The sequence below is a fragment of the Streptomyces bathyalis genome (assembly GCF_015910445.1).
In the GTDB taxonomy this organism is placed as follows: Bacteria; Actinomycetota; Actinomycetes; order Streptomycetales; family Streptomycetaceae; genus Streptomyces; species Streptomyces bathyalis.
Genome location: NZ_CP048882.1, coordinates 4,605,489 through 4,627,289, shown reverse-complemented (window position 1 = coordinate 4,627,289; position 21,801 = coordinate 4,605,489). Strand labels below are relative to the sequence as shown.

Here is a 21,801-nt window from a genome sequence, read left to right as displayed (position 1 = left end):
TCACTGCCAACTAGAAAGTCAGCCGACCCTTCCGTTTGGCTCTTCTCAGCTGCATCAGAGCCTCCAGCCTGTTCTTGTGACTTCCGCCCGTATGAGTCTCGTCGAGCTCTCCCGGACGCAGGTGCTTCCCCTTGTTGAGCGCCCTGGTCAAAGCGGCCATGTTGGAGAAGGTCTTGACTCTTCCGCGATTTGGAGCCGTCATACTGGCTATTCGCTTGGTGAAGTACATGCTGACGCCCGTCGCAATGTGGATGGTACGAGCATCATCCTCATTCACATTGGCCACAGGCGCAGAGTTGTCCTCCTTGTGCGGCGGTGGACGAAATTCACGTGACCAGACGCCGGTGGCCGGGTCTCGCTGCCAGTGACCGCTGGGATAGTCATACCCGCCCCAAGTAATGGTCATAGAGTTCGGGAACCCCGGGTATACGTCGTCATCGTAGTAGGAGACGTTGACGTCGTACCAGATCATTTTGTTGAGTCGCTGTCCCTTCCACTTGGAGTTCCGGATGACGTTGCCCAGCGATTTGGCAGCGGGATGTTCGACAGCGCTTGCAGCATCTTGGTTCTGTGAGTGGCGCGCAGGAACGAGGTTTGATGTGGTGGCCTCCCCGCCCAGCGGTGCCGGGAGTAGGTGCATGCGCACCCAGTCTCCATTGGCATTGTGGTGCGGCGATACCATGTCCCACCCCTTGGGGGACGCCTTCGGCCTCTCAAACGTCTCCGTTCCTCGCGGAGTTGATTTCTTGATGTGATGGGCTTTGAGACTTGGAGCCTTCTCGGGGCCGTCCTTGAACGGTGGCAATTTCGTAGGCGGAAGCGGCGGCTCGGCAGGCTGCTGCTCGTCGAAATCGAGCTCTTGCCCCTGCACCGGAGCCTGCTGCTGGTGGAGCTCCTCGAAACGCTGGCCCGGACTGAGTCCGGCGTGCAACTCAATTTTGGGCGCGCCCACACCGTAAAGCCGCTTCAGCCGGTAGTGGCGGCGCATCGACGCCAGCATGGTACGGACGTCGGCGTCCGGCATTCCGTGCTTCGTCCTGCGCTTGATGATCGGCCGGATTCTCGCGATGATCAGCGCCAGACGTTTCGATTTCTCGGCGTCCGACTCCTCGTCCTTCTTCCGCCTGTCTTTGTCCGCCTTGGACTTGGGCTTGCCCGGACCCCTCTTGTCGGGCCGGGGCTTGGACTTGCCGGGTCCCTTCTTGTCCGGCTTCGGGCGACGCTTGCCCGGGACCTCCTTGCCAGGCTTGGGCTTGGTCCTGTCGCCGTCCTTGTCGTCCTTGCCCTTCGGCTTCTTCCCGTCACCGTCCTTGTCGTCCTTGGACTTGGGCTTTCCGTCCTCGTCCGGGTTCTTATCCTTGCCCGGACTCTTGTCGTCGTCCTTCGGCTTCGTCGAACCCTTGTCACCCTTGTCGTCCTTCGGCTTGCCCGAGCCGTCCTTGTCGTCGTCCTTCGGCTTGGGCTTCGCGTCCGGGTCATCCTTGGGCTTCGGCTTCGACTCCGGCTTGGGCTTGGGCTTGGGGGCCGGCGTGGGACGGGTGTCCGGCTTGTCGTCGTCCTTGGACTTCGGCTTGCCGTCCTTGTCCTTGGACGTGCTCGGCTTGCCGTCCGCGTCCTTGTCCGGCCGGGGCTTCGGCTTGCCCGGGGCTTCGTCCTTGCCCCCGTCCCTGTCCTTGTCCCCGTCCTTGCCCGGGCCCTTCTGGCCGGGCTTGTCCAGGCCCGGCTTCCCGTCAGGCTTCGACCCCGGCTTACCGTCGGACTTGGTGCCGGGCTTCGCGCTCGGTTTCCCATCCGGCTTGGCACCCGGCTTCCCGTCAGCCTTGCCGCCCGGCTTCCCGTCCGGCTTGCTGCCGGACTTCCCGTCCGGCCTCGGCTTCGTACCGACCGGCCGCGCCCCCGGCGCGCCAGCCGTGTGCGGCGGCGCGTCCCCCTTGGCCGCGTCGGGGTCCTCTTCCCGTTCCTTCCGCTTGCCGCCCTTGCCGTCCGAGCCGTCGGCGCCCCCGCTCTTGCCACCGCCGGGCTTGTCCTTCTTGCCGCCGAGCTTGGCGGCAATCGCCTTCAGGCGGCGGCCGATCTTCGAGACGTACTTGCCGATGCCGCTCAGCAGGGCCTCGTAGGCCAGCTCCAGCAGTGCGACGATGCCTGCCGCGACCGCCTTGGCGAACAGGATCCCCGCGCCGCCCTGGCGCACGGCCTTCAGCCAGCTGATGACCGCGCCCATCGCCTTCAGGATCTCGCCGAGCGCGCCGATCGCCGTGCGGATGGCGTCGATGACGGCCATCACCCAGCCGGCGCCGGGGATGAGTTTGGCGACGACCTTCGTGATGACGATCTCGCCGATGATGAAGGGGAGTTGGGGGACAATCGCGTCCCACGTCTCCTTGACGATCCTTTCGAGGGTCCAGCCGCCCTTGAGCAGCTTGTCGAGGATCGCCTTCGGGACGCCGATGATCTCCTCGATCTTGGACTGGAACCACGCCTTGACGGCCGCCTTGACCTCGCGGAACAGGTGGTTCTTCGCCCCGTCCACCGCCGAGTTCTTCGCGCCGCTGAGCCAACCGCCGGGATCGGAGAGGAAGTCGACGGCGATGAGCATGAACTCACCCAGGGCGCCCAGGATCTTGGACGCGTACTCGAGAACCGTCTTCACGGCGGCCACGACGGCCTTGATGACGTCCTGCAGCGCCTTCATGAGGATGTTCAGGATGTTGCCGAGGAGCTTGGCGAGGGCGTCCAGCAGATCTTTGACGATCTGCTTGAGCATCCGGGCGAGCTTGTTGACGAGAGCGATCGCCGCCGCGATCAGCGAGGTGATGAACTTCCGTATGCGGTTGGCGAGTTCGATGACGGCACGAACCATCGCCTTCGCGAACTCGATCAGGTCGTTGATGAAGTTCTTGATCGCGTCGACGATGGCCTTGCGCGCGTCGTTGATCCAGCGCTCGACCGTCTCCTTGAAGTTCTTGATGAAGCCGATGACCGCGTCGCGAGCGTCCTTGATGACCTTGACGATCGCGTTCTTGATCTCGATGACCTTCTCTTTGATCCAGTCGAAGGCTTTCGTGACCCAGTTGCCCGACTCGTTGGCGCTGTCGTCCTTCTTCTTCTCCGCCTTCTCCTCGGCCTTGGTGCCCTCGTCCTTGATCTTCTTGTCGCTGCCCTCCTTCTCCTTGCCGACGTCCTTGTCGGTCTGCTCTTCCTTGTCCTTGACGTCCTTGCGGACCTTGTCGTGGCGGTCGGACTTCTTCGTGCCGAGCTTCTTCAGCTCGCCGTCCTGCTCCTTGCGCCAGTCCTCGCGCTGACCGTCGACGTCCTTGAGCGCCTTCTCCCGTTCGCCCGCCTGGCTCTTGGTGTTGGACGTGACCTCTTTGTCGACGCTGCTCTTGTGCTTCTCCTTGGACTTGCGGGAGTCCTTCTCCTTGGTCTCCCGCTCCTTCGACATGCCCTTCTGGCCTTCGCTGAAGGCCTTGCGGAACTGCGGACCGCGGTCGTGTTCCGCGACTTCCGAGGCCGCCTCGGGCGGTACGGCTCCCGTCTTGGCCCCGCCCGCGTGGCCCTTGCCGCCCTTGCCCCCTTGCTGTCCGGGGACCTTGCCCTTCATCTCCTCCTTGGGAGCGTCGGGGTAGACCTGGTTCTCGCCCATGTTGCGGCGGGCGTCGTCGCGGCCCGTGTCGACGGAATCCTGGCCCTTGTCGTCGACATGGCCGCCCTGTTCGTCGGCCTTTTCGCCGGCCGCGCCCTTCATGTCCACGCCCGGGGCGTTGCCGGCCTGGGCCTGCTTGAGGGCTTCGTCCTTGGTGGGCAGGCCGGCGAACTTGGCAGCCAGTTCCGAAGCGTCCACCTCGAAGCCGACCCAGCTCAGGACTTTGCCGATGCCGAAGCCCAGGGCCATCTTGAAGGTGTCCCAGCCGCCCGGCTCCTCCGCCTTCTCGGCCTCGATCTGGCCCTCGGGCTTCTTCTCGCCCTTGACTTCGGCCTTCTCGTCCTTGGGCGCGTCGGCCTTCTGGGCCGGATCCTGGGAGTACTGGGCCGGTGCGTCCGACTTGGGCTTGCCGTGCAGCGTCTGCGGTGCGCCCGCGGGGCGCTGCATCGAGGGGGGCGAGCCGGCGAGTTCCTTGTGCTCGTCGCCGACCGTGCGGTCCACCGCGCTGCTGACACCCCCCATGGCTTCAACCGCCTGGTGGGGCTTGAGACTTGAGGCGGTGGACAGCCCCGCTTCGGGGGACATCTTCGACAGGTTCGGGGTCGCCTTCGCGGCCTTCTTCTTGCCCTTCGCGCCGCCCGCGCTCTTACTCCCGGCACCGCCACCACCACCGCGGCCGCCGCCTCCGCCACCGCGGCTCGTGGGTGCGGGCCGCGACTTCGGCGACGAAGCCCTCGGCTCCGGTGCGGCCTTCGGCTCGGGGGCGGACTTCGCGGCGGTCGGTGCGGCAGAGGCAGGGGCGGACTTCGCGGGGGACGACGCGGCAGGTGCGGACCTCTTCTCCGTCGGCTTCTCCGTCGAGCCGCCCGTACCTCGGCTCCCGGTGGAGGGCGTCTCCTCACGCTGCTCCGGGGCTCCGCCCGAAGTGCCCTCCGTACCGGCGGACGAGCTGTCCGTGTCCCCGGCCCCGCTGGACGTGTCCGTGCCGGACTGGCCGGAGACGTGGGTGTCCCGGGCGGCGGACGGAGACTTGGAGTCCGAGCCAGGGCCGTCCTTGTCCTCGGCCTGCACTCCCTTGTCCGCACCGGATCCGGCGTTGTCCGCGGCCTTGTCGGCGCCCTTGCCGTCAGCCTTGCCGGCGTCCTTGCCGTCAGCCTTGTCGGCGGGGCCCGCCCCCGCGGTCTGCTGCTCCGCTCCCTTGGTCTCGGCCTGCGCGGAGCCGGTGCCGCCGGCCTTCTGCGACTCCTTCTCCTGCGCGCCCGACGCCTTGTCCCCGCCGGCAGCAGAACCCTTCTCCTCCTTGGCGGCCTGTTCCTTGACGTCCTTGTCGGCCTCGGCCTTGCCCGGTGCCTCCTGCACCGTGGCCTGAGCCGTGACCGGGCCCTCCTTGGGGTCGTCGCCGCTCTTCGGGTCGTTCGTGGCCGTGCCCGGCTTGGCGCCGAGCGCCTCCCCCAGGCCGAGACCATCGGCCAGTTGAGAAGGGCCGCCCTCCGTCTCGACCGGGGGTGTCGATTCACCCGACGCGGCTTCGTCCTGCTCCTCGGGCTCTTCCTCTGCCGCTTCGTCCTCGGCGTCCTCCGCGTCCCGCTCGGCCTGAACCTTGTCGGCCTTCGTCACCGGGGGCGCGGGGAAGGACGGCATCGCGGGCGGCGCGGCGGTGTGGTCCACCTTGTCGGCGGTCGGCACGGCCGAGACGTCGAGGTCCTTCTCGGGCAGGAAGTCCTCCGGCTGGAGCTTGACGTCCCACGCGCTCTTCTCACCGCCGCCGACCTCGACTTCGGACTCGCTGCCCGAGCCGAACGGGTCGTCGTCCGCCCCTTCCTCGGGACCTTCGAGGTCCTGGTTGCGTACGCCCTCGAGCCGGCTCGACGGGCCGGGCAACTCCTTGGCCCCGCCTGCCGAATCGGGCGACCCCTTGCCCTTGCCGTCCTTCTCGTCCTGCTTGGGCTGCTTGCCTGCCACCAGGGACTCGGCCGCCCCCGGACGGTTCCTGGCCGCCGACTCCTCCTTGCTCTCGGCCGGAGCACCTTCCTGTTCGGTCTTCTCCTGCGCCTTGTCCCCGTCCTTGCCGCCGTCCTTCTTCTCGCCCTTCTCCCCGGAGCCGTCGGCCTTCTCGCCGGACTTCTCCTCGCCTTGCTTCTGCTCGCCGGACTTCTCCCCGGCCTTCTCCTGGGACTTCCCACTGGAGGAGGCGTCCTGCTGCTGGGCCTGCTGCTCCTGGGCGGCGTCCGACCGGGACGCGGGGGTTGTCGGCTGTTCGCCCGTGGCCGTCGGGCTGGAGGCATCGCCGCCGTTGTCGGAAGCGGGCTCCTTCTCCTGCTGCTGCCCGCGCTGTTGGGTGGCTCCGCCCTGTCCCGGTCCTCCGTTCTCAGGCGTGCTGCCCGCGGCTCCGCCGTTGTTGGAGCGGCCCTTCTCGGGACCGGGCGCAGGCGCGGGCTTCTCCTCCCGCGCCTGCTGCTCTTCGGCCGTACGCTGCACGGCCTCGCGCTCGGACGTCAGCTCCTCGACCGGGTCCGGGATGAGGGCCGGGGCCTCCAGCGACCCCTGCCACGCCAAGCCGCCGGTCTCCGCCTCGCCGCTCTGCTCGAACTCCTCCATGAGGTCGAGGACCCGATCGTGCTCGGTGCTGAGCAGCCTGGTCTCCAGGCGTTCCAGAACGTCGTCCTGCAACCCTTCGGGCAGCCGCGCCAGTTGGCGGCGGGTGCGCTTCGAGCGGTCCTCGGGGTCGCTGCGCAGCGAGCGCACCACCGAGTTCGCCAGCCGCTCCACCAGCCCCGCCGGGTCGAGATTCTCCGTCCGCATGCGGTCCGCGTCGACCGTGGCGTAGCGCATCCAGGCAGGCGTGACCTCGCCCTGCTCGACGTCCACAGCCTGTGAACTCTCCGCGGTGGCCTGGCCCCCGGTGGCCTGGCCGGCGGTCTCCTCGCGCATCAGGCGTTGCGCCGTGGACTCCGCCTCCTGTTCGGCGGCCTCGTGCGGCAGGCTGACGGCGCCGAGGTCGCGGCCCGCCGTCAACGGGCCCGCGCCGTAAGGGTTCTGGACGGTGTGCAGCAGCTCGTGAGCCAGCAGCCGGTAGCCCTCGGACGTGCCGGGGGCGTAGGCGCCCTCGCGGAAGAAGATGTCCTGGCCGACGGCGACGGCGTCCGCGCCGAGCATGTCCGTCAGGGTGCCCGCGTCACGGTCGGTGTGGAGGCGCACGTTGCCGAGGTCGTGGCCGAGCTGCTCCTCCAACTCCCGCCGCACGCCGACGTCCAGGGGCTGTCCGGCGCCGCTGACGATGTCCTTCGGCTCAGGCGTACGGGACTTGGCGGCACGTTCCTTGCGCTTGCGCCGCCGTGCGTCGTTCGCCGCCTGCTGCTGGTCGGTGGAGGCGTGCGTACTGCTCATCGCCGCCTCCCGTCGAAGTCCCGCGTCCGCTCGGGCGCTTCGCCGTCGCCGGCGAGTCCCGCGTGGACGGAACGGGCGAGGGCTTCACCGAGACGGCCCGCGGAGATGGTCGCGGGCAGGGGCGGAAGGCCGGTGAGTGCGTCCATGACGTGCGGCGCGTCGCCGTCCGCCAGCGGCACTCCCTTGTCCCGTAAGAGGCGTGACAGTTCGTTCTCGAACGCGGCGAGGACCAGTCCGGCGTCGCCCTGGAAGCCGTCGAGCGCCAACTCGCCGATCTCGACCCGTATTTCGCGAGCTGACGTGTCACGGGCGCCCGGGCCTGTGCCTGTGCCTGTGCCTGTCCCCGCTCCCGCTCCCACTCCGTTCAGACCCATCCGCGGACCTCCGAGGGCGTCAAGGAGCGTTCCAGCTTCTGGTATTCGGTGCGTGCCGCCGCGAGCATGTGCCGCATCTGCAGCGCGTCGCCCTCTTCCGCCGCCAGGAACGCGCCGGACAGCGCGATGTTGCGGATGGAGCCGCCGGCGACTGTGAGTTGGGCCAGCGCGTCCGGCTCGATGTCCTTCATCGGGGCCTGTGAGGGCAGCACGCGGCGCCAGATCTCGGCGCGCTCGGCGTGGCCGGGGAAGGGGAAGTCGGCGACGAAGCGGATGCGCCGCATGAAGGCCGTGTCGAGGGCCTTCTTCATGTTGGTGGTGAGTACGGCGAGGCCCCGGTATGCCTCCATGCGCATCAGCAGATAGCTGACTTCGAGGTTGGCGTACCGGTCGTGGCTGTCCTTGACCTCGCTGCGCTTGCCGAACAGGGCGTCTGCCTCGTCGAACAGCAGGAGTGCGCCGCCGAGTTCGGCCGCGTCGAAGACCTTCCGCAGGTTCTTCTCGGTCTCACCGATGTACTTGCTGACCACCTGGGACAGATCGATGATGAACAGGTCGAGGCCGAGTTCCTTCGCCATGACCTCGGCGGCCAGGGTCTTTCCGGTGCCAGAGCTGCCCGCGAAGAGGGCGGTGACGCCGAGGCCGCGCCGCAGTGTCCGAGCGAACCCCCACTCCTGGTGCACGCGGGCCCGCTGGCGTACGTGGGCGACGATCTCGCGCAGGATCTTCAACTGCCGCTCGGCGAGGACGAGATCGCCCCAGCCCGCTTCCGGTTCGATGCGGCGGCCGAGGCCCTCAAGGCCGATGCGCGCCTCGGAGAGCCCGGCCTGCCAGGCCAGACCGCTCGCTTCGGCCTCGGCGGGAGCGTCCGGCAGATCGCGGCGCACGGAGACGGCAGCGGACCGCACCGTGTGGGGCGGCAGTTGGAACTGCGCCGCGAGAGAGTGCAGTTGACCGGGCTCCAGGCCCGGTACGCCGTCGAACGCGTCCCTCCACAGCCGCTGTTGCTCGGCGTCGTCCAGTTGCGGGACGGCGACACGCTCGCCGCGCGGCCGGTCCGTGCGGCGCGGCTCCGCCCCGGCGACGGCGAGCGGTACGGCGGCGGAGGCGATGAACGCCTCGGTGGCGGCGGCATGTTCGCGGTCCAGGTCGCCGGCCTCCAGCAGCAGCGCCGCAGGCAGCAGCACGGCTTCGCGCTGCCACAGTCGGGCGAAGGCATCACGGGCGGCGGGCTCGGTCGGGACATCCTCGGCCGACATCGTGTAGAGCCCGAATCCCGCCCGGGCTGCGGCAGTTGCGGCGATGTCCTCACGGGTCCGCAGGTCACCGCCGATCAGCTCGACGCGGAACGGCGCATCGGGACGACGCACGCTCCAGCCCGCCACGACCCGGTCCGCGGCCTCGTCGTGCGGGGTGGGCAGCTCGTCGGTGGCGGATGCCGGACGGAGCATGCCGTGCAGCCGCGGATCGAGATACGGGGAACCGGTGAGGAAGTGCAGGATGCGCTCGTCGAGGCGCAGCCGGGACGTGGTCAGCCGGGTCTCGTCGGCGAGTTCGACGAGCCGCCAGCGCCGCAGCGGCGCGACAGGCGTGAGGGCGCTCCAGTGGGCCTGCCCCAACGCGGCCAGGGCGAGGGAGAAGGTGGGGTGGGCGCGCTCGGGGTCGCCGGAGGCCGCCGCGCACCGCGCACCCGTCGTGGGGTCGAGTTCTGCGGCGGCGCAGAGGAGAACGATGTCGCGCTCGAACGAGCTGAGCCCGAAGGCGGATTGGAGCTTGGCGAGCGGAGCGGGCATGGCGACCTGCTGCGGGTCCGGCCGCTCCTCCGGCCGAGCCGAGCCGCTGCCGCTGCCGCTGCCGCTGCCGCTGTCCTTGAGGTTGGTGCCGTCGGTGCCGTCCTTGCGGCTGGTGCCGTCCGTGCGGTCGCTGCGTTCCGTGCGGTCGGCGCCGAGGTCGTTCCCCTGGCCGCCCCCGCCCCCGGGAGTACGGACACGGCCGGCGTGCGCGTCGACGCGTGCGAGCACGCCCGCGACGGCGGCGGAGAGTTCCGCCACCTCCCGCGTCTTCCCGTGGTCGCCCCCCGTTTCGTGCACCGCGCCTCAGCTCTCCCTGTTCTCGGAGGTGTTGTCCGTGCCGCCGCGCCTCGCGCCGCCGCCGCGCGCCGAACCGCCGCCACCCGTCTGCTTCTTGGCGGTGGCCTTCTGCGCCGCCGACTTCTTGGCGGCGGTTCGCTCGGCCGGTGCCTTCTTGGCAGCCGTCTTCTTGGCGGCTGCCTGCTTGGCGGCTGCCTTCTTCACTGCCGCCTTCTTCACCGCGGGCTTCTCCGCCGTCGCACTCGCCGCGCTCTTCAGCGCCACGGACTTCTTCGCCGCGGACTTCGCCACGGACTTCTTCGCCACGGACTTCGCCGCGGCGTCCCGCTTCGGGTCCGCCTCCGCAGCGGCGCCCTCATCGCCCGCATCGTCCGAGTCACCCGCGCCGGACAGGCGGGCACGCTCCCCGGCATCCGCCTCAGCCCCGCCGCGCGCGACGGAAACGCCGGGCGCGCTCGTGCCACCTGAACCGCCACCCGGACCGCCGCCCGGACCGCCGCCCACCCCGGGAGCGTTCTCGTGCGGCGTGCCCGAAGCGCTGACCGTCACCACGGTCCGCTCGACCGGGCGGCTCCGCTCCGGCTCCTCGCGGCCCTCGACCAGGACCAGCGACCCCTGGTACGTCATCGACAGCGCGTAGGGCGTCTGATGGAGCATCCCCCACAGCTTCGAGGTCTCGTCGATGTCCATCTGGAGCGGCGTGAAGCGCACCTTCTGCTGCGCCTCGGCGAGGTTGCTTCCCGCCAAGTACGGGCGCTCGCCGGCCTCTTGGATCACATCGGCGGGCAGCACGGGGAACTCGCGCAGGATCCGGGCCACGCAGCCGATGAGGCGCTGGCCGACCAGCTCGTTCTCCTCCCCGTACGCACTGATCACGTAGTGCAGATCGAGCGCCGCCACCGGCTTGTTGAGCAGCTTGCCGTCGGACGCGCGGGTGGGCAGGTCGTGGTTGCGCATCGACGGGTTGTGCGTGACCTGGTACAGGAAGACCGTGATCGTCGGCTCGAGCGGCGGCTCGGCCGGCGGCTTGCGGGTCTCGACGGATACGGCCATGTCGATCTCGGGACGCAGGTTGCTCTCGATCAGCAGCGCCAGCGCCTGCGTCACGTGCGCGACCGCAAGTGCGTTGCTCATGGGCTCAGTTGCTCCTCTCCCCGTTCCGGCCGCGTGCGAGGTAGGTCTCGAGGCTCACCGTGGGCGCCGTACGGCCGGTCTGCTGCCGCCCCGGTTCTCCGGCTCCGCCTCGGCCCGCGCCCGGCGGCGTGGCGGCGCTCACTTCGAGCCGGCCGATCTGGACGTGGACGACGCGTTCGGTCTGACGCGGACCGCCCCGTCGCCCTGCCGCGGCCTGCTGCCGGGCGCTCCGCCCCGCGGTGAGGTCGCCTGTTCCGGGACGCAGGGCGGCGGAGCGGGCCACCACCTCCCCGCTGCGGGCGACGAGCGCGGGCGCGGAGCCCGTCGTCCGTGCGCCGGACGAGGCAGGGTCGGTGTCACGCCCCCTGGTCCGCGCCGCCCGCTGCACCGGCGCGCTCGCCGCGGCCCGCAACGGACGGGGCCCGGGCTTCAACTGCGCGCTTCTCGGCGTCCGTTGAGCCTGTTGCGGCTCCCCCTGCTGCTCCGGGGACGCCGTCGTCTCGCGTACGACGGTGTGCCGTTCCGTATGTATCTCCCGTACGCCACGCAGCCCGGAGCGCTCGTCCGCACGTGACGGGCGCGGCGCAAGGGTCTGCGGGCCCGTCGGCGAGAGCCCGTCGTCTTCCTGGTCCCGGTCGCGGAGCGCTTCGACGCGCTCGTACGGGCCGGGAAGCCGCGGCCGTACGCGCACCCGGGGCACGGCGTCCGCCGAACCGCCCGGCGCGGTGCCACCGCCGGCGCCGTCCCCGGTGCCGGGCGGCAGCACCGGGAACGCGGCGTGCACGGCGGGCGCGTGCCGCGCCAGCAGCCGGTCGAAGTAGTCAGACATCAGCGCACAGCTCCAGGTAGTAGCGGCGCCGCGCCGGGCTGAGCGCCAGGATGTCCGGCTCCCGCCACCCGTAGGCGGTGGCGAGCAGGTGGACGTCCAGGAGCAAGTCGCGTGCCCAGGCGTCCAGTTCGGTCCACAGGTAGGAGGTGATGTCGAGTTCGGCCGGAGTGCGGACGCCGCACTCGGGACAGGCGATGTCGAGGGTGATCTCGGCGGCCGGGTCAGCCTGTTCGGCCGCGGCGGCGATCCGGTCCCGCACCTGCTCGGGCAGCAGTTCCCCGAGGTGCTCCGCGGGCACCTCCGTGCCGTTCCTGCGGGCCTTGACGGTGCAGGATGCGACGAGCAGGGCCCGCGCCGCGGTCCGCGGGTCGTCGGCGCCGGCCGCCCCCTCGGCCGCGGCTTCGAGGTCGGCGACGGCGGGCAGCCGGAAGTCGATCTCCCAGCCGTCCGCCGTCACCCGCAGGGGCTCCCGCTGCCGCGGGGGCCCGGCCGCCAACTCGCCTGCGTCGAGGTCGAATTCCATGGCCTCGCCGCACGAGGCACACTCGATCAGCACCTGCATCAGGTCGCCGAACAGCGCGCGCCGCAGCGCGTACAGGTCGGCTTCGCGCTCGCCGACCGGGACCCGCGGGAGTTCGCCGGGGCCGGCCTGCGGGCGTGCTGCCCGGTGGAGGATCCGCGCACGCTCCGCGTCGGTCCGGGTGAGTGCTTCCTCCCAGACCGACAGCAGGCGTGCGGCTTCCGAGTGGGCCATCGCCGTTGCTCCCCCCGTCCGGCGTTCAGGCGGGGTGGGTGAAGGAGGGCTCGGCGGGCTCCGGGACCTCGTAGTCCCGCTCCCATCCTTCGCACTCCAGCTTCAGGCTCTGGATCGCGACCGCGTTGGCGTTGGCGTCCATCTCGCCCAGCACCTGGTACTCGCTCGGCCAGGAGCGGTAGAGCTTGTGCGAGACGGCGACCTGACCCGCTTCGTTCAGGACCTGGATGACGATGTCCTTGCGGAAGTCGGCCAGCGACACCTCGGAGCCGAGACCGGCGCCGACCTGCCACACCTTGTTCGCCCAGCGGTCGAACTCCGGGTCGTGCGTGACACCGCGCTCCAGGGTGACGCCCTCGAACTCGGAGCGTCCGGGGGACTTGCGCGGAGTGCTGGGGTCGCCGCCGTGCCGGTGCTTGACGACCTCGGTGGTCCGCTTCAGCGGGCTGATCTTGCTGATGCCCGCGACCGTACGTCCGTCCCACAGGACGAGGAACTTGAAGTTCTTGTACGGGTCGAAGCGATGGGCGTTTATCTGGAACTCTGCCATCGGATTCCTTCGGTTCCTCGGGTAGTCGGTCACCCGGCCGCCGGCCTGCCGGACGGCGGCCGGCCCGTCAGGACGTGAACTGTCCCGCCATCTGCTGGACCTTGACGATCACGAACTCCGCCGGGCGCACCGGCGCGATGCCCACCACGATGTTGACGACGCCGTTCTCGACGTCCTCCTCCGTCGTGGTGTCGTGGTCGCACTTGACGAAGTAGGCCTCCCGCGGCGTGCCGCCCGTGAAGGCGCCCTGCTGGAAGAGCGTGTGCAGATACGAGGAGACGTTCATCCGGATCTGCTGCCACAGCTGCTCGTCGTTGGGCTCGAAGACGGCCCAGCGCAGGCCGCGGTGGAGGCTCTCCTCGACGTGGAGCGCGAGCCGCCGCACCGGGGTGTACTTCCATTCGCTCTCGCGTGCGTCCGAGCCCTCCAGGGTGCGGGCACCCCAGACCACGGGACCCACCATCGGGAAGGTCCGCAGGCAGTTGACGCCGAGCGGGTTGAGCAGCCCGTTCTCGCGGTCGGTGAGCCGCACCGACAGCGAGTGCACGTCGGCGAGACGCGCTTCCGTGCCCGCGGGTGCCTTCCACACGCCGCGTTCACCGTCCGTACGGGCGATGACTCCGGCGACGGCGCCGGAGGGCGGGAACGAACGCAGCCGGCCGGTGAGCGGGTCGGTCATCTGCAGATGCGGGAAGTACAGACCCGCGTGGCTGCTGCGTACGGGCTCGAAGGCGGCTATGCCGGTGCGGACGGCGTCCACTCCGGACCAGGCCGCGGGCGCGTCGACGAGGAGGTAGATGCGCTCCTCGCGGCACAGCCGCTGGGCCGCCGCCAGGACGGTGATCATGTCCTCGGTCGATTCGTACGCCGCGAGTTCGGGCAGTGCGAGCAGGTTGACGTCGTCGACGTCGCGCAGCGCCTGGAGCCCGGACTTGCGGGCCTCGCTGCCGACCAGGTCGCGCGGCCCGGGCGCCTCGCCGTCCTCGCCGCCCTCGAGGGCGAACACCGGTGGGTTGACGGAGGCTTCCAGGCCAAGGTCGTTGGCGCATTCGCCGACGAAGCGGACGACGGCCTCCGGATCGTTGCTCCCGGCGACGGTCTGGAGCCGGTTGCCGAATGCCGTGACCTCCGCGGCGGCGAAGTCGTGGCGTCCCGGCGCGTCCGGCAGGGCACGCAGCTTCCGCTCCAGAAGCAGGGCGAGTTCGGCGACGCTGCAGGGAGCCTCGCCGTCCTCGTCCTGGTCGTACAGGACGAACTCCCGCTCGGTGTCCCCGATCTTCACGGTCAGTTCGACACCGAGGTCGGGCAGATTCCCCGAGAAGGGCTTGGAGACCGTGCCGGACGGGTCGGGACGTCCCTCTCCCTCACCGACGACCTCGGCACGCACCAGCGTGGAGCCGGAGTTGACGACGGTCTGGACGTAGCGGCTGTGGCACGGGTCCATGGACAGCCCGCCGAAGAACTCACGGGCCTCTCCCCTGGCGTCGAAGACGCGCAGGTTGAAGGTCTCCTCGGGTGCCGGCGTGTCGTAGTCCACGGCCACGCGCAACCCGCAGCCCCACACGCCCGGCTCGCGGGCGGTGATCTCCAGCACCGGGCATTGGCTGCGGCCCTCGGTCGAGTCGAGGGTGACGGAGGCCGCCTTGCCCGAACCGGCCTTGGCCACGCGCACGATGACCGCGATGGAACCGCCGTTGCAGAAGAACTGGTGCACTGCGTAGGCGACGGCGCTCTGCGAGGTCAGACCCCCGAAACGGCGTTCGAACTCGGCGTAACTGGTGACCCGCACCGGCTTGTTGAGGGGACCGCGGCGGGTGTGGCCCACGAATGCGGTCGCCGCGGTGGTGACCTGGGTGATGGTACGGACGCTGCTGGGAATCTCTTCGACGTAAACACCGGGATAGGTCGGCTTCGTCGGCATTCCCCCTCCAATCCCTACGAGCGCCTGGACAACGGCATTCAGTGGGAAAGGGGGACACAGGTCCGTGGTGGTACGGCGGCCTGGGCGCACGCGACGACGCACTCGCGAGCTTCCCCCCGTGCCTCGCCGTCGAGCGGGGCGTCCGCCGTACCCATGCAGTACGTACGGGACACACCGTCCTCCGGCGCGACTCCTGATGCCCGAGTGCGTCGCCATTCATATCGGGAATACCAGGCGGCTCACACCCATAATTTCCGGCCACGGACAAGAGTTTCGCCAACGCCGTTGACATTCCACGGAGTTGGCATCCCGGCGAAGCAGGAGGTCAGGACCTCGAGCACCTGGGCCGCCAGGGGCGCGGCAGGGGGAGGGACGAGATCTCGTCACACAGCTGAGCACCTGGCCGGGGCGCGGGCATCCGTGCAGCTCAGCACGGTTGCTCTGCGTGCAAGAACGGTGGAACTAATCCGGAATGCGAGGATCCGCCACCGAATGCGCAAACCCTCCGCGAACCCTTCGAACAGGACCCTGACCTGCAACTATGTCGCAGAACGACGGGAGTTGAAGGCGAGGCGTGCGGGTCTCCCGAGGGGAGTCACGGCCGCACGCTGCACTGATTACTCCTCGGAGTGGCGCATTCCGGCAGGTGAACATTTTGGACTCGTACATGGAGACCTCGTGAAAAACAGGGCAAAAGGTGCGGTCGGCGCCCATTCCGTCAGCTGTGAACCCGATGGAGCGTCAGGCCAAGCGTCCACGTGCTCGCGCCCCACTCGGCAGTGACCCGAGCACCCCGGCCTCCCTGACACCGCAACCGCAACTGATGCCGGCGCCACGACAGTTGGGAAGCCCGGTGGTACTCCAGAGGAAGCCGTGCCGCCTTCGCGCACCGTTTTTCGCAGTCCGTGCAGGTCGCGCCCATCGGGCGCGCCCCGTGGCCTTCCGGTGTACACAACGCACGTAAGTTCTCGCGATCGTTGCCACGGTGCCCTTGATCTCCCAGGACGCGGCCCGGCAGCGTGGCCCGCTATGGAACGACAGCACTGGAAGAAGATCTGGGTGGGCTCGGCCGGCAACATGGTCGAGTGGTTCGACTGGTTCGTGTACACCAGCTTCGCCACGTACTTCGCCGGATCGTTCTTCCCGAGCGGGAACCCGACGGCTCAGCTCATGAACACCGCCGGCATCTTCGCCGTCGGCTTCTTCATGCGTCCCGTCGGAGGCTGGCTGCTCGGCCGGGTCGGTGACCGCAGGGGCCGCAAGGCCGCGCTGACGCTCACGGTCACGCTCATGTCGGCGTCGGCGATCCTCATCGCCATCGCGCCGACGTACGAGACCGCGGGCTACGGCGGCGCCGTGATCCTGCTCGTCGCGCGGCTGCTCCAGGGTCTGTCCGTGGGCGGTGAGTACGCCGCCAGCGCCACCTACCTCACCGAGGCGTCCGCCCCCAACCGCCGGGGCTTCGCGTCCAGCTTCCAGTACGTGTCGATGACCGCCGGGCAGCTGGTGGGCCTCGGCCTGCAGATCGTGCTCCAGAACACGATGTCCGAGGACACCCTGACCAGCTGGGGCTGGCGGATCCCGTTCATCGTCGGCGCAGCCGGTGCCGCGGTCGTCTTCTACCTGCGGCGCAGCATGCTGGAGACGGAGGTGTACGAGGAGGTCGGCGACACCCGCAAGGAGGACCGCGGGACGCTCGCCGCCCTGTGGCAGCACAAGCGCGAGGCGTTCCTGGTCATCGCGCTCACCATGGGCGGCACGGTCGCCTACTACACGTACACGACCTACCTGACGAAGTACCTGTCCAACACCGCGGGCCTGCCCAAGGACCAGGCGACGCTGGTCAGCTTCTGCGCGCTGTTCGTCTTCATGTGCCTGCAGCCTCTGGGCGGGCTGCTCTCGGACCGCATCGGCCGCCGCCCGATGCTCATCACGTTCGCGCTCGGCTCCACCCTCCTGACCGTGCCGATCATGAAGCTGCTCGGGCAGGCCGGCAGTTTCCTGCCCGCGTTCGGGCTGACCCTGCTGGCCCTGGTGATCGTCACCGGCTACACGTCGATCAACGCGTGCGTGAAGGCGGAGCTGTTCCCCACGGGGGTCCGCGCGCTGGGCGTCGCCCTGCCGTACGCCATCGCCGCCGCGCTCTTCGGCGGCACGGCCGAGTACGTCGCGCTGTGGTTCAAGAACGCCGGTATCGAGTCCGGCTACTTCTGGTACGTGGCCGGATGCGCGGCCGTCTCGCTGGTCGTGTACCTCACCATGCGGGAGACCCGCGACATCGACCTGTACCGCGTCGACGGCGACGAGGCCAAGACCGAGGAGGAGCGCTCGCGAAGCGACGTGCTCACGTCCTGACGCGCTCACATCCCGGAACGACAACGGCGCTCGGCGGCTGCCCATGGCGGTCACCGAGCGCCGTTTCGTCGTGATCGTTTCCTCATGAGGGGACGCACGCATACCGAGTGATCACGGACGAGCCGGCCAGCGGTCCCGACCTACACTGAAGACATACGGCAAGGAGATCGGCATGTCTGTCATACAGGAACAGCCGGCGATCCGGCCGTTTACGGTCGAGATCCCCGACGCCGAACTGGATTCCCTTCGGGAGCGCATCGAGGCCACGCGCTGGCCCGAAAAGGAGACCGTCCCGGATCAGTCCCAGGGCGTGCAGCTCGAGACGATTCAGGAACTCGCCCGCTATTGGGCATCTGACTACGACTGGCGCAAGGTCGAGTCGAGGCTGAACGCCCTTCCGCAGTTCATCACCGAGATCGACGGACTGGACATTCATTTCATCCACGTCCGCTCGAAGCACGAAAACGCTCTGCCGCTGATCGTCACGCACGGATGGCCCGGTTCGGTCATCGAGCAGTTGAAGATCGTCGAACCGCTCACCGATCCCACGGCGCACGGCGGGAGCGCGGCGGACGCATTCCACCTGGTCATTCCCTCGATGCCCGGCTACGGGTTCTCGGGCAAGCCGGCCACCGGCTGGGATCCCGTCCACATCGCGCGCGCCTGGGTGGAACTGATGAGGCGGCTCGGATACACCCGGTTCGTGGCACAGGGCGGCGACTGGGGCGCGGTCGTCACGGACCTCATGGGCGCAGATGCGCCTCCGGGGCTGCTCGGGATTCACACGAACATGCCTGGCGCGGTTCCGCCCGACATCGATCAGGCGCTCCAGGCCGGCAATCCGCTGCCCTCCGGTCTCTCCGATGAGGAGAAGCGGGCCTGCGAGCAGCTGGACTTCGTCTACAAGCACATCGCCTACGCCCAGATGATGGGGACACGTCCGCAGACGCTGACCGGTCTGGCGGATTCACCGGTGGGTCTGGCGGCTTTCATGCTCGACCATGATGCCGCCAGCCTGGAGCTCATCTCGGAGGCCTTCGCCGGACACCCGGGAGGCATTTCGCGAGAGGACGAACTCGACAACATCACGCTCTTCTGGCTGACGAACACGGCGATTTCATCGTCGCGCCTCTACTGGGAGAACAAGTTCTCGTTCCTCGACGTCAAGGGTGTTTCCATCCCGGTCGCCGTGAGCGTCTTCCCCGACGAGCTCTACGAGGCCCCGCGGAGTTGGGCGGAGCAGGCGTATCCCAACCTCATCCACTACAACAGGCTCGACAAGGGCGGACACTTCGCAGCCTGGGAGCAGCCGGAACTCTTCGCGGAAGAGGTGCGTGCGGGCCTGCGGTCGCTTCGCTGAGTGACCGCCTTCCACCCTCTGCGTATCCCTGGCCCGGCGGGCCTGGCCGGGGGCCGGACGGGTGGCCTGCGAGGCTCGGCCCCGGTCGAGTTGTCAGTACGCCGTTCAGAGCCGGGCCGCCGGGCGACTGCCCTGAACCGGGGACGGCCCTGCCCGTTGCCCGCAGCCCGCCGGCGAGATCACGTGAGGGCGCCGGCGCATCGTCCGCGTGGCAGACTCGTCCTGCAGTGCAGCGCCGGCCGGGAAGGCTCCCGGCCGGTCCGTAGCCGGGGCAGGGAGGCCACATGGGTGGGGACGATCCGCACATCCATGTCGAGGCGAAGGTCGTTCACCGCGACGCCGCCGTCCGCGACGTGATGGCCTCCGCGTTCGGTCTTGCGGGCGACCTGCCGAGTCACGTCAGCACCGGTTGCGGCCTGCGGGTGCCGTACGCGATGACCTCCCCGCGTCCCGGCAGCGTCACCTGCCTCGCCTGCCGTGACCATGCGCGGATCGAGCATCTGCGCTTCGCAGAAGAGGTCGAACGCCTGGGCACCATGCCCGGATCCACCATCACCACCGGCCAGGCGAAGCTGGCCGCGGACAGGCACCGCGAGCTCGCGGAGGGGTTCTCCGGCGCGGACGGCTGATCCCGTACGCGGGCACCGGGCAGGCGTCACCGCACCGCGAAGGGGACGGCTCATCGGCCGCGCGCGGTCGCCGTGCGCCGATCCGCCGGGCGCGCCCGTTCGACGCCCGGCCGCGACGCCCGGCCGCGACGCCCGGCCGTGAGCGCGGGGCATCCGCGCGGTCGGCGGCGCGGAGCACGACCGCCTCGGCGGCGTCCCGAATCCACTGCGGCAGCGGCGACTTCGAAACCGTCACCACATGACGGTCCGCCCTCGCGCGGCGGACGGCGGACGGCGGACGGCGGACGGCGGACGGCGGACGGCGGACGGCGACACCCTGCCGCCCCGGACGTACAACCCTTCAGCCTGCTTGATGGTCTGTTGTGACGTCAGTACTGATACGGGGGAAAGGTTCCGAATATGCCCGCACAGACCTTCCGTTCCGCGGCTCTCGGCGCTCTCGCGGCGCTCTCGGCGTTGGGGCTCACGCTTGCCGCGAGCAGCCCGGGCGTCGCCGCCCCGGCGAAGAAGACCAAGGCACCGGGCTTCCTGGCTCCCGCAGACCTGCCGCCGCACCCGTCCTCGCCCTGGTTCGCGGGCAAGGTGACGGCCGGGCTGCCGGATCCGGAACCGTTCTGCGCGGAGGGTGTGCTGCCGTCCGCCCGCAGCCACCACCGCGAGTTCCACACGGACTTGGACGCCACCGCCACCCAGGTCAGCGTCACCGCTTCGAGCTCCGGCGCGGCGAGCAAGCTGGCCGCCTCGTTGAGGAAGAGCGTCGCCGCCTGCGCCGCGGACTGGCTGCGCGAGACGCCCGGCGGCACCGCCTCCTGGGACGACTACAGCGGGCTGGCCGTGGGCAACGGCGCACACGTCTACGGCGTGCAGGTCTCGATCCCCGAATCCGAGATCAACGTGCACCTGTTCGGCGTCGGACGGGACGGCAAGGTCGTGACCCTGGTCCGCTGGGGCCAGATGGGCGACCTCGGCAGCGCCCCCGTCGGCGACTTCAAGCGGACGACGGGAACCGCCGTCACCAAGCTCAACTGAGCTTCCCGCGCCGCTGCTTGACGTCTCGCGTAAGGCGACGCCCGAGCCGATACCCGCAGATCCGGCACACGAGCCAAGCCGTGATGCCTCGCTCTCCTGCCCTCCGGAGCCGGGGGCGGGTGGGTCGCGGGCGGGGACTCGTCGGCCTCGGCCGGTTGGGCGCCGCCTCGTGGACGTCGTCAACTGCGGTCGGCCGGCGTCTCCTTGATGAAGCGGCGCAGTTCCGCGCACAGGGCGCGTGGGTTGTCGAGGGGGATGAGGGTCCGTGAGTCGGGGATCTCCACGTACTCGCCGCGCGGAAGCAGCGCGGCGAGGCGGCGGCCGGTCCGGGGCGGCATCATCCGGTCCTCCGCTCCCCATGCGACGAGGGCCGGTCCGCGGAACCGCTTGAGGCGTTCCGCGGCCTCGAGATAGGTGTCCTTCCGCACGCCACGGCAGAACTTCGCGAAGTCCCGGCGCACTTCACGGTTCGTCAACAGCGGGCCGTACCAGCGGCGCACCAGCTCGTACGGGATGGGGTGCTTGGCCATGCCGCCCAGCGAGGTCTGCATCCTCGTCAGGAACGGCACCCGGAAGGACTGCAGCAGAAGGAAGAGTCCGCCGGGGATCCTGCTCATCGCATGGAGGGTCCTGCCCTGGATGCCCGGCGGGTAGTTCTCCAGGGCCTCGCACGAGGTGAGGACCAGGCGGCCGATGCGTTCGTCGCATACACCCACGAGCAACTGGGCGGTGCCCGCGTCGTTCTGGACGAGCGTGACGTCACGCAGATCCATGCGCTCCAGGAACTCCGCGAGGACGGCCGCGACTCCGTGCGCCGAGAGATCCGCGTCCGGCCGCATCGGCCGTCGGTGGGCGCCGATGGGCAGCACCGGGACGAGGACGCGGAAGCCGTCGCGCAATTCGTCCACCACCGGCTGCCACACCGATTCGTCGAAGGCGAGGCCAGGGACGAGGACGACGGCCTCGCCCGGTCCGCCGGTGTCCGTGTAGTCGATCGAGCCGGCGGTCAGTTCGATCTCGGGCATGGGACCCCGCCTTCTAGATAGACCGATCTAGTGAGAGAGTACCGAGCATGAGGACGGCCGGCGACACGAGAAGTCGCATCCTGAGGGCGGCTACCGAACTCTTCCGACGTCAGGGGTACGCCGCCACGGGCATGAAGCAGATCGTCGCCGCCGCGGAGGCCCCGTACGGCTCGGCGTACCACTTCTTCCCGGGCGGCAAGGCGCAGCTGGCGGAGGAGGTCATCCGGACCACCGGCGCGGCCTACCTGCGCCTCATCGGTGAACTCTTCGCCGCACCGGACGAGCGGAGCGACCCTGCCCTCGCCACCAGCGAGGCCTTCACCGCCGCCGCCGAGACCCTGCACTCGCTCGACTACGCCGATCCCTGCCCGATCGCGACCATCGCCCTGGAGGTCGCCAGCACCCATGACGCGTTGCGCCGGGTCACCGAGGAGGTCTTCGCGAGCTGGACCGACCGCCTTGCCGGCTACTACGCGGCTTGCGGGATCCACGAATCCACCGCCCACGACACGGCGTTGTCGGTCATCGCCACGCTGGAAGGCGCCTTCATGCTCGGCCGCTCGGCGCGCTCCACCCGTCCCGTGCTGGCGGCGGCCACGGCAGCGGCCGCCCTTGTCCGCGCCGCCCAGCAGGTGCCCGGCTGACGGACCCCGCCCGTCCCGCCCGGCCCAGGGGCCCCGCCCGTCTCCCTGATCGACTGCGCACGACCGTTACCGGTTCG

Annotated in this window: 14 protein-coding genes; 5 read left to right on the top strand and 9 right to left on the bottom strand. The window is 69.7% G+C overall.

Annotation, left to right across the window (positions count from 1 at the left end; genetic code table 11):
* Positions 1-10: 10 nt before the first annotated feature.
* The 8 genes from G4Z16_RS20115 to G4Z16_RS20080 all read right to left on the bottom strand — a co-directional run bounded on the left by G4Z16_RS20115 (position 11) and on the right by G4Z16_RS20080 (position 14,682).
* Positions 11-7,030: an eCIS core domain-containing protein gene (locus tag G4Z16_RS20115; protein ID WP_197352108.1), complete on the bottom strand. Its 7,020-nt coding sequence runs from the start codon at positions 7,028-7,030 to the stop codon at positions 11-13.
* A complete protein-coding gene (locus G4Z16_RS20110; RefSeq protein ID WP_246530961.1) occupies positions 7,027-7,404 on the bottom strand; it encodes a hypothetical protein in 378 nt (125 codons plus the stop codon). Before G4Z16_RS20110 ends, G4Z16_RS20115 begins: the two co-directional genes overlap by 4 nt.
* Positions 7,395-9,494, bottom strand: a complete 2,100-nt coding sequence (locus tag G4Z16_RS20105; protein ID WP_246530960.1) for an ATP-binding protein — start codon at positions 9,492-9,494, stop codon at positions 7,395-7,397. The genes G4Z16_RS20110 and G4Z16_RS20105 overlap by 10 nt, the downstream gene beginning before the upstream one ends.
* A gap of 6 nt (positions 9,495-9,500) precedes the next feature.
* On the bottom strand, positions 9,501-10,628 hold the full coding sequence (locus tag G4Z16_RS20100; protein WP_197352107.1) for a Pvc16 family protein: 1,128 nt from the start codon (positions 10,626-10,628) through the stop codon (positions 9,501-9,503).
* 4 nt (positions 10,629-10,632) lie between these two features.
* Positions 10,633-11,457, bottom strand: a complete 825-nt coding sequence (locus G4Z16_RS20095) for a hypothetical protein (protein ID WP_197352106.1) — start codon at positions 11,455-11,457, stop codon at positions 10,633-10,635.
* Complete coding sequence (locus tag G4Z16_RS20090) at positions 11,450-12,211, bottom strand: T4 family baseplate hub assembly chaperone (protein WP_197352105.1); 762 nt, start codon at positions 12,209-12,211, stop codon at positions 11,450-11,452. The genes G4Z16_RS20095 and G4Z16_RS20090 overlap by 8 nt, the downstream gene beginning before the upstream one ends.
* A gap of 25 nt (positions 12,212-12,236) precedes the next feature.
* Positions 12,237-12,761 carry a phage tail protein gene (locus tag G4Z16_RS20085; protein WP_028436610.1) on the bottom strand — a complete coding sequence of 175 codons (525 nt, stop codon included), beginning with the start codon at positions 12,759-12,761 and terminating at the stop codon, positions 12,237-12,239.
* Between the two features lie 67 nt (positions 12,762-12,828).
* On the bottom strand, positions 12,829-14,682 hold the full coding sequence (locus G4Z16_RS20080; RefSeq protein ID WP_197352104.1) for a phage tail sheath C-terminal domain-containing protein: 1,854 nt from the start codon (positions 14,680-14,682) through the stop codon (positions 12,829-12,831).
* A 1,029-nt stretch (positions 14,683-15,711) separates the two neighbouring features.
* Between G4Z16_RS20080 and G4Z16_RS20075 the strand changes: the two genes are divergently transcribed.
* The 4 genes from G4Z16_RS20075 to G4Z16_RS20060 all read left to right on the top strand — a co-directional run bounded on the left by G4Z16_RS20075 (position 15,712) and on the right by G4Z16_RS20060 (position 20,055).
* On the top strand, positions 15,712-17,037 hold the full coding sequence (locus G4Z16_RS20075) for an MFS transporter (protein WP_197352103.1): 1,326 nt from the start codon (positions 15,712-15,714) through the stop codon (positions 17,035-17,037).
* A gap of 172 nt (positions 17,038-17,209) precedes the next feature.
* The gene (locus tag G4Z16_RS20070) at positions 17,210-18,397 is read left to right on the top strand and encodes an epoxide hydrolase family protein (protein WP_197352102.1); all 1,188 of its coding nucleotides are present in this window, start codon (positions 17,210-17,212) and stop codon (positions 18,395-18,397) included.
* A 284-nt stretch (positions 18,398-18,681) separates the two neighbouring features.
* Entirely contained in the window at positions 18,682-19,026 is a 345-nt protein-coding gene (locus G4Z16_RS20065; protein WP_197352101.1) for a hypothetical protein, read from the top strand.
* 399 nt (positions 19,027-19,425) lie between these two features.
* Positions 19,426-20,055, top strand: a complete 630-nt coding sequence (locus tag G4Z16_RS20060; protein ID WP_197352100.1) for a hypothetical protein — start codon at positions 19,426-19,428, stop codon at positions 20,053-20,055.
* A 179-nt stretch (positions 20,056-20,234) separates the two neighbouring features.
* On the opposite strand, the gene G4Z16_RS20055 is transcribed toward G4Z16_RS20060, so the two are convergent.
* Complete coding sequence (locus G4Z16_RS20055; RefSeq protein ID WP_197352099.1) at positions 20,235-21,080, bottom strand: alpha/beta fold hydrolase; 846 nt, start codon at positions 21,078-21,080, stop codon at positions 20,235-20,237.
* 47 nt (positions 21,081-21,127) lie between these two features.
* Here G4Z16_RS20055 and G4Z16_RS20050 point away from each other — a divergent pair, with 47 nt between their 5' ends.
* Entirely contained in the window at positions 21,128-21,724 is a 597-nt protein-coding gene (locus tag G4Z16_RS20050) for a TetR/AcrR family transcriptional regulator (protein WP_197352098.1), read from the top strand.
* Positions 21,725-21,801 lie beyond the last annotated feature (77 nt).